Consider the following 13,441-nt stretch of genomic DNA (forward strand, 5'->3'; position numbering starts at 1 on the left):
CTCTAACCGGGAGTGGTGCCGGTCTCCTCGACCGCGGCGTCGAGCGACGCAGGACGTGACGACCGGCCCACACCGGTGCCGATCTCGGGGGCGACGGGCTTGCGGGCTACCGCCTCGGCCTCGGCGACCGCCTGCGCGACCTTCGGGTCGGAGGCCAGCGAGAACCAGTCCTCGGTCTCCGACTCGTCGATCTGCGAGGGCGGCGAGTCGGTCGGTTCGTACCGGAACACGCCGTCGTCGCCCTGGATGCCGAAGGACTTCGCGAAACCTTGGAGCGCCGAGCCAAAGTCGGACGGCACCACCCCAGACCTTGCTGCCCTCGCCCTTCGCCATCTCCGGCAACTGCTGGAGGTACTGGTAGGCAAGGAGTTCCGGAGTCGGCTTGGCTGCCTTGATCGCCGCGAACGTCTTCTCGATGGCCTTCGCCTCGCCCTGCGCGTTCAGGTAGGCCGCCGCCCGATCACCCTGGGCACGCAGGATGCGCGACTGCCGCTCCGCCTCGGCGGCGAGGATCGCGGCCTGCTTGGCACCCTCGGCAGCGAGGATCTGCGATTGCTTGTTGCCCTCGGCGGTCTTGATCGCCGACTCGCGCTGGCCCTCTGCGGAGAGGATCGTCGCGCGCTTCTCCCGATCGGCCTTCATCTGCTTCTCCATCGACTCCTGGATCGACGGCGGCGGCATGATCGACTTGAGTTCGACGCGGGCGACGCGCAGGCCCCAGCGGCCGGTCGCCTCGTCGAGCACTCCGCGCAGCTGCCCGTTGATGGAATCGCGTGAGGTCAGGGTCTCTTCGAGAGTCATACCGCCGACCACGTTGCGCAGCGTGGTGATGGTGAGTTGCTCGACTCCGGCGATGTAGTTGTCGATCTCGTAGACGGCCGAACGCGGGTTGGTCACCTGGAAGTAGACGACGGTGTCGATGGACAGCGTGAGGTTGTCCTCGGTGATCACCGGCTGCGGCGGGAAGGACACGACCCGTTCACGGATGTCGACACGCGCACGGATCCGGTCGATGAACGGCAGCAACAGCGTCAGCTGCCCGGACACGGTGCGGGTGTAGCGGCCGAGACGTTCGATCACCGCGGCCTCCGCCTGCGGGATCAAGGCCACCGATTTGGCCAGCACCACCGCCACGAACAGAACCAGCAGGACCACGACCACCAGGCCGAAGATCTGTAAGTCGTCCACAATTCACCTTTCTCGCGAAACGTCGAGCAGGTCGGGTCGAGCGGTCAGGCGCGCCACACCACTGCGGTCGCACCGTCGATCTCGACGACGGTCACATGGGTTCCGGGTTCGAGCACTTCAGCGGGATCAACCGACCGCGCCGACCAGATGTCGCCACCGATCTTCACGCGGCCGTCGTCGCCGTCGACCGTCTCGGTGACGACCGCCGGCCGACCCTCGAGGGCCTCGGTGTTCATGAGCACGGCGGGGCGGTTGAGCATGTGTCGCTTGGCAATCGGGCGCACGGCGACGAGCAGCAGCACCGACACCGCCGCGAACACCAGGCCGTCGACCCAGAGGGGCGGCTCCCACACGAAATCCACGCCGGCCGCGGCGAAGGCACCACCGGCCAGCATGAGCAGCACCAATTCGCCACCGAACATCTCCGCGATTGCCAAGACGATCGCGGCCGCCAACCACAGCAGGGCGCTCATGTGTCCAGTCTGCCAGAGATGTCGGAGCACACTCGGCTCGTCGACTGCACGAGCGAGCGGCCGGGGCTAACCGGCCCCTTCGGCGGCGGTGACGAAGTCGATGAGTTCCTCCACCGACCGCAGGAGGGGCACCTCGAGATCGCGGAAGCTGCTGACGCCGCTCAGCACCCGGCGCCAGCCGTCCCGCGGGTCACCCCATCCGAGCTGGGAACACACCCCGGTCTTCCAGTCGGTGCCGCGCGGGATCTTCGGCCAGGCCGGGATCTTGACCGAGGCGGGCTTCACCGCCTCCCAGACGTCGATGTAGGGGTGGCCGCACACCAGCACGTGCTCGCCGACCTCGGCGGTGAGGTGGGCTTCCTTCGAACCGGCCACGAGATGGTCGACGAGGACGCCCGCGCGCCGATGCGGCGCGGGCTGGAACTCGGCGAGCGCCTCGTCGAGGTTGTCGAGACCGTCGAGACTGACCACGACGACCCCCTCGGCCCGTAGGTCGTCGCCCCACACACGTTCGAGCAGCGTCGCGTCGTGCACCCCCTCGACGAAGATCCGGCTGGCCCGTGCGGTGCGCGCGCGGGTGCGCGGCGCGGCGCGCGAACCCGAGGCCGTCATCGCCGGTTTCTGGGGCCCGCGTGTGCGCGGCTTGACGAGGGTCACGGTGCGACCGTCGATCAGGAAGGCGCCGGGGTTCATCAGGAACACGCGAGTCCGGCCGTGACGGTCCTCGAGGCGGACCAGGTCACCGGCATAACTCTTCTCGAGCCCGACGACGGCACCGCAGAAACCGGTGGCGGCGTCCTCCACGACCAGGTCGCGTTCGGCCGCGACCTCCACCGGACGCGGCTTGGCCCGGCGCGGCTGAGAGAGCACATCGCGCCCGTACCGGTCATCCATCGCGTTCCACCTCTTCGGTCCCTGGACATCTGCGCCCAACACCGTAAGCGCACCGACCCCCGGTGGCCGGGTTGCCACGCCCGGCGACCGGTCGGGGGCCGGCGGTATCCTGGTTCCTTGATGAATCGCAGCGACATCCTCCCCTCCACCGTCGCGTGGCCGACCTGCGCCCTCGGCGCGTGGGCTGCCGCGTGGCTGACCGGGCGCTGCTCCCCCGACGACGTGATCGAGGCGCTCGCCGAATCCGCCGACCGGCATGAGGTGTCGACCGAACAGTCCACGTCCCCAACGGGATCCGGGAACGGCGTACTCGACCTGCTGGGCTTGCTGAAACCGGCCCGGCGCCTGGCCGTGCGTCTCCCGTCCACCGGTGATCCGCAGGGCCTGCCACCGAACCCCGCGACGTCGAGGGCCCTCATCGCGGGCGAGGTTCTCCTGGTCGACGGCTCGGACACCGCGGGCACCCTCGCACTCGTCCCCGACTTCTCCACTCTCGGTGAGGATCCGCCGTACGTGACATGCCGCTGGACCGCCTTCCGGTATGCGGAGCGGCTCGACCTCGACCATCTGGTGGCGTCCGGGCCGTCCGCGGGTGACCTGGAATACGATCTGCGCCAAGCCGTTCGCGATGCGGCGACGATCATCGGCGGCCTCGGCGGACGCCGCTCGGTCGACGCGGGCGACCTACGCAAGGAACTTGCGGCCCTCACCGCCCGGCACCGCGTCGCACTGCCCCCGCACGCGCTCGACGCCCGCTCCACGCGGCTGATCGACACCGCCGCCCAGGTCGAGGCCATCGTCGACCTGGCTGATGCCCGCCGGGTCGAGATCGGCGACACCGCCGGGCAATGGGATTCGGGCGACTCCGCACTACGCGGGTTACAGACACTCAGCCGGACCGCACGAGCGGCCGCGGTCAATCACACGATCGGCGAACTACTCCGACGCTGAGCCGCGAGCGACGCGCGGCCGGCCGGCTCCGCGTCGGGTCGAGGTCGCGGGGGCCGGTCGGAGACGAGGCCGTACATCGTGATGCCGTTCCAGTCCTCGACCCCGAACTCGGACGCACCCCAGACCTCGGCATAGTAGCGACGCAGACTCTCCGACCCCGTCCATGCGTAGTACGGACGCGATGCCTCGGTACAGAACCGTTCGATCTCGCGCATCATGCCGATCAGCGCAGGACCACCGCGCTCAGCCGGCGAGACCAGCGCGAGCCGGAGGCTGACCGCGTCGTCCACCGGCGGCGCCAGCTGCGAGCTGGTGAGCAATTCGACGAAACGCTCGCGCAGGCCCGGTATCGATGCCACTCGCGTCACGTCGGCCGGTGACAGCGGCGGCGCTCCGTCAGGTGAGAGATCGGCGTCGTGCGGTTGAAAGAGCAGTAGGCCGACGAGACGATCGCCGCGACGCGAACCGAAGACGCACCCGGCATTCAGCAGCGGGCGGACGAGAATTTCGGCCAACCATTTCCGTAAGTCGAGATCAGAGATGTGGTCGCCCAGCAGCCACCGATACAGCGGGACCTCGTGAACGTGATCCGCCAGCAATGCGATCGCGGATTCGAGATCCCCGGGCGCGAGAGTGACCGTGTCTCCCTTCTCGGATTGTTGAAGTCGAGCTTTCATCGCGCATTTGTCCCCTTCGACGTCGCGGATCGCCAGGTCAACACATGCCGATGGGTGGGCCACATCGTCGCGACGCAGCCCACCCCGGAATGACGGCCTAGCTCGGCGGCGGCACCTCGGCGTTGTCGCTACTACCGCTGCTGGAACCGGTGAAGATCGTTTCGAGGAGCGGTCCGAGCACATCGATCTCGAGCCGGATGGGTCCTTCAGCCATTGGTGTAATCCTCCTGGACGTGCGCTGCCCCGGGTTGGACCGCGCAATGAGAGAGTTACACCGGAAATGGTGATTGAGCTCACATCACATTTTCCGTTACCCGATCGTTATACGCCATTAAACGGAGATCTGATATGGACAATTGACCAAAAAGAGGGATCGAGAACTGGATTCGAGACCGTGATGAATATGGTCATTTGACCCACCGTGCGGAAAAACGTCAACCACGGAGGACGAAGGGTCGACGACCCGGTTCGGATGTCGACGACGGGCGATTCCCGCGAGGCACGGCCTCGGGCCGAGGCCGCGGTGGCCGATCCGAGACGAGGCCGTACATCGTGATTCCGTTCCAGTTCTCCACCGCGAACTCGGACGCACCCCAGACCTGGGCGTAGTAACGACGCAGACTCTCCGAACCGGTCCAGGCATAGTACGGACGGGATGCCGCGGTACAGAACCGCTCGACCTCGCTCATCAGGTCCACCAGCACTCGACCGCCGCGTTCCGCCGGCGTCACGATCCCGATCCGGAGATTGACCGCGTCGTGCACCGGCGGCGCCAGCCGCGAACCGGTCAGCAGTTCGACCACTCGTTCCCGCAGGCCCGGAACGGCCGCTACCGCGGAGAAGTCCCCCGGCGTCAGCGGCGGCTCCCCGCCGGGCGCGAGATCGACGTCGTGTGGCTGGAACACCAGTATTCCGACGAGTTGGCCACGCCGGAATGATCCGAGGACGCATCCGACGTTCAACAGCGGACGTACGAGGATTTCCGCCAGCCATTTCCGAAGCGAATGATCGGCCATATGCTCACCGAGTAGCCAAAGGTACAGAGGAATCTCGTTCAGCCCGTGAGCGAGCAAATCGACCACGGAATCGAGATCGTCACCGGTGAGGGCGGTTGTTTCGATTTCCCCGTTTCGGTCATCGATCATCGCGGTTCGCATTCTTCGGCGGCGACAGTGGGAGAACTCCGAAAACACCACGGGTGGGCCGCGTCGTCGACGCGGCCCACCCGAGAAGGCTTCTTACGCAGGCGGCGTCGATTCGTCGCCCTCCAAGGAACCGGTGATGAGCGTATCCAGGATCGGTCCGAGAATATCGGCGTCCAGTTCGATGGTCCCATCTGCCATTGTGGATTCCTTTCTATTGATCGCCACCCGGAGTGGGCCGCGTATTGCCAGAATGTCATCTACTGGAGCGAGTTGCCATACGAGGCTGCCCCTGTTATTCGATCGTTACCTTTGCAAAGGACCACACGGGAAATGCGGAAACGATCGTAAACAATGGACTTGTGATCGCTTTGCCGATTCTGGGCGGACCGACCTGTTCCGACCAGTTCGGCGCCGACGGCCACCGGTGGGCCGCCCGCGCTCAGTCGGCCGACGCGACCTTCGGTCTCGAGGGACGCGCAGCAGGCACGCAGCACCGATCCCGGCATGGCCGCCCATTGTCGCCGCAGCCCATCGCGGCCAGGTCGCCGGCGCCGCCGACGTAGGTCTCCACCAGTTCGCCGATCATCTCGACGAATCGCGGATCGGTTCCGACGGTATCTGCGCGCACGTAATCGATCCCGAGTCGTTGAGCCGTCTCGGCCGCCTCGTTGTCGAGGTCCCAGATCACCTCGAGGTGATCGGAGATGAATCCGACGGGATAGACCACGACCCGGCGAACACCTTGCGCCGCAAGATCTTCGAGATGATCGCAGATATCCGGTTCGAGCCACGGGATCTGCGGGGGTCCCGACCGCGACTGCCAGACCTGGTCGAAGTCGTCGACGCCGAGGGCGTCGGCAACGGCCTGCGACGCGGCCATCACCTGGCGGGAGTAGAGACTCCCGCCCTCGGCGGCCGGCCCGGACGCGGCATCAGCCGAGCTCGGGACCGAGTGAGCGGTGAACACCAGGCGGACGGGGTCGTCGGACTCACCGAGCTTCTCGATTGCGCGACGGACCGCGTCGGCGCCGGCCGCGGTGAATGCCGGGTGCGACCAGTACTGCGGCAGCTTGCGGAGCACCACGGCACCCTCGGGCGTCGTGGACCCGGGTACACGCTCGGCCAGTGCCTTGAGGGACCGGTCGATGTCCTCGTGGTATTGACGGCATCCCGAGTAGCCACCCCAGGCGGATGTCGGGAAGACCAGGATGCGACGATGCCCGGCCCGGTACATCTCGGCCAGGGTGTCCTCGGCCATCGGGTGCCAGTTGCGGTTCCCGAAATACACCGGCACGTCGACGCCGCGACGTGCGAGGTCGGCGCGGAGGCCGTCGATCATCTCCAGGTTCAACCGGTTGATCGGCGACACCCCGCCGAAGTGCAGATAATGTTCCGCCACCGATTCCAGACGTTCCCGCGGGATACCCCGGCCCCGGGTCACGTTCTCCAGGAACGGCATCACCTCGTCGGGGCCCTCGGGACCACCGAAGGACAGGAACAGTACGGAATCGAAGGCGGTCTCCACGACGTCTCTCCCCGGGTTCACGACCCGGAGGTCATGCCCTCCGGGAACCAGGTGTTGTGGCTGGCGCCGCCGTCGACGTAGACGATGGAACCGGTGGTGCCGGGCAGCCAGTCGCTCAGCAGCGCACAGACCGACTTGGCGACCACGGTCGGGTCATCGACGTCCCAGCCGATGGGCGACGCGCCGTCCCAGTACTCGTTGAGCATGTTGAGCTGCTTGGCGTCGTCGGTCGCGGTGCCGGCGATGGCCTTGGCCGCGAGGGTCTTGATGGGGCCTGCGGCGACCAGATTGGAGCGGATGTTCTTGGCGTTGCCCACTTCCCGCGCCACGTAGCGGTTCACCGACTCGAGAGCGGCCTTGGCGACGCCCATCCAGTTGTAGTAGGGCATGGCGGTGCGGGGATCGAAGTCCATACCCACGATGGAGCCGCCCTCGTTCATGACAGGCAGTACGGCGCGGGCCAGCGACGCATAGCTCCAGGCCGAGATCTCGAACGCCTTGGCGGCGTCGGGGCCGGGACCCTCCAGGAAGGGCTTGGCCTCCGGGCCCATCAGGGTGCGCGGTGCGAAGGCGATCGAGTGCATGACACCGTCGATGCCCTGCGGAGCGATCTCGCGGATCTTGCCGGCGAGCGACTCGAGGTCCTCCTCGGCGGTGACGTCGAGACCGATGGCCGGCGGCACCTCCTTCGGCAGGCGCTTGGCGATCCGGTCGATCAGCCGCAGACGCTCCGGGATGCCGGTGATGATCACCATCGCGCCCTGCTCCTGCGCCATGGCGGCCGCGTGGAAGGCGATCGACGCATCGGTGATGATGCCCGTGATGAGGACGGTCTTCCCGTCCAGGATTCCGCTCACGAAGATGTGCTCCTGAGATCGACGTTGATTGAGATGTGGTGTGGCCGTCGGCCGGTGGTGACCCGGAGGGTCAGTGGCCCATGCCCATGCCGCCGTCGACCGGGATGACCGCGCCGGAGATGTAACCGCCCTCGTCGGAGGCGAGGAAGCTGATCGCGGCCGCGACGTCCTCCGGCTTGCCGGTACGACCCAGCGGGATGGCCTGCTTGGCCATCTCGATGTAGCGATCCTCCATCGCCGCGGTCATGTCGGTCTCGATGAAACCGGGCGCGACGACGTTCGAGGTGATGTTGCGCGATCCGATCTCACGGGCGATCGAACGCGCCATTCCGATGAGACCGGCCTTGGACGCCGCGTAGTTGACCTGGCCGGGGATGCCCGACATCGCCACGACCGAGCCGAGGAAGATCATGCGGCCCCACTTGGCACGCTGCATCCCCTTGGTGGCGCGCTTTGCGCACCGGAAGGCGCCGGTGAGGTTGGCGTCGAGCACCTTCTCGAAGGACTCCTCGGACAGCCGCATGAGCAGCATGTTGTCGGTGATGCCGGCGTTGGCCACGAGGATCTCCACCGGGCCCTGGTGGGCCTCGACCTCGGCGAAGGCCGCGTCGACCGACTCCGAGTCGGTGACGTCGCACTTCACGCCGAACAGACCCTCGGGGGCACCGGAGCCGCGGTGGGTGACCGCGACCTTGTGGCCGTCGGCGGCGAGGCGCTGGGCCACGGCGAGGCCGATCCCGCGGTTGCCGCCGGTCACCAGGACCGAACGGGAAGGGTTCTGCGCTTCGTTGCTGGATGCCGTCATGGGTGTCTAACCTATCCGTTCTGTTTGGGTCGGCGGCGCGGTGGTCGTCGGACGTGGCTCGCAGGCCGTCCGGACCGAGGGCGAGTCAGGGCAACCTGCGGTTGATCGCGAGCGCTGCAAACGCCGAGACCAGCGCGAACAACGTACCCGCGATCAGCCACGGCTTCGAGTTGTCCCCGCGTCGTGTCTCGTAACCGATCTCGTTCTGCAGTTTCTCGTAGACCTTGTTCAGCTCGTCGAGGCTCGCGGCGGTGAAGAAGTCGCCGCCGGAGAGGTTCGCGATCTTGCGCAGCGAATCGTCGTCGACGGGAACCGGGACGCGATCGCCCTCGAGTTCGACGGTGCCCGTACGGGTGCCGAAGGAGATCGTGGAGACCGGGATCTTCTCCTCCTTGGCCTTACGTGCCGCGGTGAAGGCACCCCGCGGGTCGTCGGGATCGTCGGGCACGGTCTCCTTGCCGTCCGACAGGAGCACGATCCGCGCCGGCGGGGCCGCCTCGCCGCCGCCGAGAACGGCGTTGAGCGTGCTGATCTGCTGCAGTGCCGCGAAGATGCCCTCGCCGGTCGCCGTCTTGTCGTCGAGTCTCAGCTTGTCCACGGCGACCTTGGTCGCGTTGTGGTCCGGGGTCGGCGAGACCAGGCTCGCCGCGGTGCCGGCGAAGGAGATCAGGCCGAGGTTGATGCCCTCGGTCAGCTCGTCGGCGAACTTCTTCGCCGCTTCTTGCGCGGCCTTGATGCGGGACGGCGAGACGTCGGTCGCGTTCATCGACCGCGACACGTCCATCACGAGGATCACCGTCGCCTTGTTGCGCGGGACCTTGCGGTCGGCCTGCGGCCCGGACAGCGCGACCGTCAGCAGGATCAGCGAGATGATCAGCAACGCCATCGGCAGGTGGCGCAGCCGGTTGCGGTCGGCGGGTGCGACCGACTTCAGGAGATCGAGGTTCGCGAAGGTCAGCGCCCGCTGCTTGCGGCGACGCAGCATGTACACGTACGCGGCACCGAGCAGCGCCACGACGAGCAGCAGCAACAGCCAGAAGGGACTGGACAGCATCGGCTACCCCACCCCGGCGGCCAGGCCGCGTCGGCGCTGGGCGATGAACTTGACGGTGTCGGTGATCCACTCGCGGTCGGTGCGGAGGGACAGTGTCGCTCCCCCACAACTGCGCAGCGTCCGGTGCACACGTTGCTGATGGGCGCGGGCGGCGGCGGCGAAGTCGCGTTGCAGATCTTCGGTCACGGTGACGTCGTGGATCTCCCCCGACTCGGCATCGGCCAGGGTGACCTCGCCGATCGCGGGCAGCTCGAGGTCGCGGGGGTCGAGGACCTCGACCGCGAGCAGCTCGTGATGGGCGCCGATGGCACGCAGCGAGCGCTCCCAGTCGATCGGTCCGAGGAAGTCGCTGATCACGACCGCGAGACCGCGGCGGCGCTGCGGCCGGCGCAGTGCCTCGATACCGGCCTTGAGATCGCCGCGGACACCGGGCGCACTACGACGCGTCGTCGCGATCGCCTTGAGAAGGTTCTGGGCATGGGCGCGTCCGGCTCGCGCGGGCACCCGGACGACGTCGTCGCCGGTCACCACGATGGCCCCGTGCCGATTGCCTCCACCGGTGGTGAGATGCACGATCGCGGCGGCCGCGGCCACCGCCAGGTCGCGCTTGGTGCACCCGACCGTGCCGAAGTCGAGGCTCGCCGACGCGTCGACGACGAGCCAGGTCTCCAGCTCGCGGTCGGCGATCATCTGGCGCACATGCGGCTGGGTGGTGCGTGCGGTGACGGACCACTCCATCCGACGGACGTCGTCACCCGGCTGGTAGGCACGTGCCTCCCCCGGTTCCGAACCCGGGCCGGGGATGAGTCCGAGATGCTCGCCCTGCAGCACGCCGTCGAGCTTGCGACGGACGGTGAGCTCCAGCATCTTCAGAGCCGCGGTCAGCTGGGGCTCTTCGAGCAGCCCGGCACCGAGGCTCGGTAGGTCGCGATTAGCCGCCATACCGCGCATTCGGGTTCACCGGACCGGAGCCCTGCGGAACCTGCTGTCCGGCATAGCCGTTGGCGCCCTGCTGGGCCGGCTGGGGTGCGCCTGCCGGGGGCGCGCCGGTCTGGCCCTGCCCCTGGGGCGCCGCCGGGTACGACGACTGCACCGGCTGAGCACCGACCTGCGGGAGTCCGACGGTCTGCAGCACCCGGGTGATGATCTGATCGGCGTCGATCTCGTCGGCCAATGCGTCGTAGGACAGCACCAGGCGGTGCCGGAGCACGTCGGGCATGATCTCGACGATGTCCTGCGGGATGACGTAATCGCGGCCTCGGACCAGAGCGAGCGCGCGCGCCGCGGCCACGATGCCCAGCGTCGCACGCGGCGAGGCACCATAGGACAGCCACGACGCGACGTCGTTGAGACCGAGCTCGGCCGGACGGCGGGTCGCGTTGATGACGCGGACGACGTAGTCGACGAGCGCGTGGTGGACGAAGACGTTCGCGGCGGTCTTCTGCAGCCGCAGCATCGCCGCGGGGTCCAGAACCTGCGAGGCCGTCGGCGGGACGTTGCCCATCCGGTAGACGATCTCGCGCTCCTCCTCCACCGACGGGTAGTCGACGAGCACCTTGAACAGGAAGCGGTCGCGCTGGGCCTCCGGCAGCGGGTAGACACCCTCGTTCTCGATGGGGTTCTGCGTCGCCATCACGAGGAACGGGTCGGGCATGGGGTAGGTCTTGCCGCCGATCGACACATGCCGCTCCGCCATGACCTCCAGGAGAGCGGACTGCACCTTTGCAGGCGCGCGGTTGATCTCGTCGGCGAGTAGGAAGTTCGCCACGACCGGACCGAGTTCGGTGTCGAACTCCTCGCGGCCCTGGCGGTAGATACGTGTACCGATGAGGTCGGTGGGCACCAGGTCGGGGGTGAACTGCACTCGGGAGAAGGAACCACCGACGACCTTGGCGAAGGTCTCCACCGCGAGCGTCTTGGCGACACCCGGGACACCTTCGAGCAGGATGTGGCCACGGGCGAGCAGGCCCACGAGAATCCGCTCGACGAGCTGGTCCTGACCGACGATGACGCGCTTGACCTCGTAGATGGCCCGCTCGAGCAGGGCGACGTCGGCGTCGCTCAGCACCGACGAGTCGGCGCCTGCCGCGGCCGGGTCCCCCGTGGCGGCCTTGTCGAGGGAGTGCGATTCGGTCAACCCGTGCTCCTGTTCGTCTGAACTGTGCTGCTCACTGGTGTGGCCACGTCGGGGCCGAAGACACCCCCGCGTGTTTGTGCCAGCCTAGCCGTGCGAACTGAAAAGGCGCCAAGAAGATGCGCGGCCCGTCGTTCGGACGTTCTCAGAGCAGGCGGACCACGTTGGGCATCGCACCGCTGGTGCGCAGCGGCGACACCTTGACGACGGAGCCGGACTGCGGGGCCTCGACCATCTTGTTGTCACCCAGGTACAGCGCGACGTGCTGGCTCGCGTTCGGACCGTAGAAGATCATGTCGCCGCGACGCATCTGCGAGAGCGGGAAGTGCGGACCCGACGTGTACTGGTAGCCCGTGTAGTGCGGCAGTTCGATGCCGACACCGGCGAAGGCGTAGATCATCAGGCCGGAGCAGTCGAACCCGACCTTGCGGTAGTCGCCGTAGCTGTCGGCGACGCCCCCATCGCGGATGCCCTGCGTCGGACCGTTGACGTCACCGCCGCCCCAGGCGTAGGTCACACCCAGCTGCGACAGTGCACGGTTGACGACGATCTCGACCGCCTGCGGGCCACGCAGACCCGGCCGCAGCGGGCCGCCCGATCCGCCGCCACCGCCGCCGGAGCCGCCGAACAGGGAGCCGAGGCTTCCCGATCCGAGGCGGGAACTCAGGCTGTCGTTACCACTGCTGCCGGTGAGGTCCATCCCGCCGAGACCGAGCTCGTTGAGGAGTTCGGACTGCGGCAGTCGCTGTTCGCCGATGATGCCCTTGAGCATCTGCGAACCCATGTCGAGGCCGATGCCGAGCGCCGCGGAGCCCACGTCGACGGCGATCTGGGCAGCCGCACGCGCCGCGATCGAGAGCAGTTCGTTGTCGGAGACGTTGGTCGTCGGCAGGTCCGGGAGGGTCGGGGCGGCCGGGAAGATGTTCTTGAGCAGGTCACGGGTCGACGGTCCGGCGACCTGCTTCTTGGGCACGTATCCGCGGATCGAGTCGATCTTCTTCTGGACGCGGTCGCGCTTGGCGACCAGCGAGGCCTTGCGCTCCGACTGCTCGGCGATGGCGGTCTTGGCCTCGGAGACCGCGGCCAGGGCGTCGCGCTTGCGCTGGTCGGCGCTCTTGGCGGCGAACGCGGCCTGCCGGCGGGTCGCCTCGACCGCGGCGAGGCGGTTGGCCTTCTGGTTGCGGGCGACCTGGAGACGTCGAATGGTCTCCTGCTGCTTCTTGCCGACCTGGTCGAGCAGCTTCATCCGGTCGAGGACCGCCTGGGGGTCCGGGGACGCGACATAGTTCGACATCGAACCCTGCTCGGCGCCCTGCTGGTACGCGAGTCGGACGAAGTTGTCGAAGGTCTTCTGCGCCTCGGTGACGGCCTGCCCGGCGCGGTCGAGCTCGGTACGCGCCCCGCGGGCGGCGACGGTCGCCAGACGCCGCTGGGCGAGCGAGTTCTGGAAGTCGACGATCGCGCGGTTGACGTTCTCCTGCCGGACCGCGAGCGCCTCGTCGAGGTCGGCGATGTCCTGGTTGACCGAAGCGATCTCGTTGATCAGTCCGGTCACCGGCGACTCGGGTGCCTTCTTCGGGGTCGCGACGGCATGCCCGGCGCCGACCGCACAGATGAGAACGGCGGCGACGGCCGCCGTGACGCGCGCCGGCCAGGACGCACCTGTTCTAACTCGCCTCACCTGAACTCCTCGCGGTTCCTTCCGGGGACCTGTCCGATCCCCGGATCTCGATCGAAC

At 67.7% G+C, this 13,441-nt stretch carries 12 protein-coding genes and 1 pseudogene; 1 reads left to right on the forward strand and 12 read right to left on the reverse strand.

The genetic code is table 11. The features are described from left to right. Positions 1 to 2: 2 nt before the first annotated feature. From RVF83_RS18955 to RVF83_RS18965, 3 genes and pseudogenes are all read right to left on the reverse strand, one after another. Positions 3 to 1,188 (reverse strand): annotated as a pseudogene (locus RVF83_RS18955) (SPFH domain-containing protein). A gap of 44 nt (positions 1,189 to 1,232) precedes the next feature. After that, a complete protein-coding gene (locus RVF83_RS18960) occupies positions 1,233 to 1,661 on the reverse strand; it encodes an NfeD family protein (RefSeq protein WP_005194952.1) in 429 nt (142 codons plus the stop codon). A 66-nt stretch (positions 1,662 to 1,727) separates the two neighbouring features. Then, on the reverse strand, positions 1,728 to 2,555 hold the full coding sequence (locus tag RVF83_RS18965) for a DUF3097 domain-containing protein (RefSeq protein ID WP_005194950.1): 828 nt from the start codon (positions 2,553 to 2,555) through the stop codon (positions 1,728 to 1,730). A 120-nt stretch (positions 2,556 to 2,675) separates the two neighbouring features. On the opposite strand from RVF83_RS18965, the gene RVF83_RS18970 reads away from it, so the two are divergent. Further along, positions 2,676 to 3,506, forward strand: a complete 831-nt coding sequence (locus RVF83_RS18970; RefSeq protein ID WP_005194949.1) for a hypothetical protein — start codon at positions 2,676 to 2,678, stop codon at positions 3,504 to 3,506. Here the strand turns inward: RVF83_RS18970 and RVF83_RS18975 are convergent. The 9 genes from RVF83_RS18975 to RVF83_RS19015 all read right to left on the reverse strand — a co-directional run bounded on the left by RVF83_RS18975 (position 3,476) and on the right by RVF83_RS19015 (position 13,384). Beyond that, the gene (locus RVF83_RS18975) at positions 3,476 to 4,183 is read right to left on the reverse strand and encodes a hypothetical protein (protein ID WP_005194948.1); all 708 of its coding nucleotides are present in this window, start codon (positions 4,181 to 4,183) and stop codon (positions 3,476 to 3,478) included. The genes RVF83_RS18970 and RVF83_RS18975 overlap by 31 nt on opposite strands. Before the next feature lie 434 nt (positions 4,184 to 4,617). Then, the gene (locus RVF83_RS18980; protein WP_005194947.1) at positions 4,618 to 5,328 is read right to left on the reverse strand and encodes a hypothetical protein; all 711 of its coding nucleotides are present in this window, start codon (positions 5,326 to 5,328) and stop codon (positions 4,618 to 4,620) included. A gap of 439 nt (positions 5,329 to 5,767) precedes the next feature. Then, positions 5,768 to 6,853, reverse strand: coding sequence for a ferrochelatase (locus tag RVF83_RS18985; RefSeq protein WP_005194946.1), 1,086 nt, complete (start codon positions 6,851 to 6,853; stop codon positions 5,768 to 5,770). A 17-nt stretch (positions 6,854 to 6,870) separates the two neighbouring features. After that, positions 6,871 to 7,710, reverse strand: a complete 840-nt coding sequence (inhA, locus tag RVF83_RS18990) for an NADH-dependent enoyl-ACP reductase InhA (RefSeq protein ID WP_005194945.1) — start codon at positions 7,708 to 7,710, stop codon at positions 6,871 to 6,873. 70 nt (positions 7,711 to 7,780) lie between these two features. Next, positions 7,781 to 8,515 (reverse strand): 3-oxoacyl-ACP reductase FabG1, encoded by a 735-nt coding sequence (fabG1, locus tag RVF83_RS18995; RefSeq protein WP_005194943.1) that lies wholly within the window; start codon positions 8,513 to 8,515, stop codon positions 7,781 to 7,783. Positions 8,516 to 8,600: 85 nt separating this feature from the next. After that, positions 8,601 to 9,569, reverse strand: a complete 969-nt coding sequence (locus tag RVF83_RS19000; RefSeq protein WP_005194941.1) for a VWA domain-containing protein — start codon at positions 9,567 to 9,569, stop codon at positions 8,601 to 8,603. Between the two features lie 3 nt (positions 9,570 to 9,572). Next, positions 9,573 to 10,511 (reverse strand): DUF58 domain-containing protein, encoded by a 939-nt coding sequence (locus RVF83_RS19005; RefSeq protein WP_005194939.1) that lies wholly within the window; start codon positions 10,509 to 10,511, stop codon positions 9,573 to 9,575. Next, a complete protein-coding gene (locus tag RVF83_RS19010; protein WP_005194938.1) occupies positions 10,501 to 11,706 on the reverse strand; it encodes an AAA family ATPase in 1,206 nt (401 codons plus the stop codon). The genes RVF83_RS19005 and RVF83_RS19010 overlap by 11 nt, the downstream gene beginning before the upstream one ends. A 142-nt stretch (positions 11,707 to 11,848) precedes the next feature. Then, a complete protein-coding gene (locus tag RVF83_RS19015) occupies positions 11,849 to 13,384 on the reverse strand; it encodes an NlpC/P60 family protein (RefSeq protein ID WP_005194936.1) in 1,536 nt (511 codons plus the stop codon). Between the last annotated feature and the right edge of the window lie 57 nt (positions 13,385 to 13,441).

The organism is Gordonia rubripertincta (assembly GCF_038024875.1).
GTDB classification, from domain to species: domain Bacteria; phylum Actinomycetota; class Actinomycetes; order Mycobacteriales; family Mycobacteriaceae; genus Gordonia; species Gordonia rubripertincta.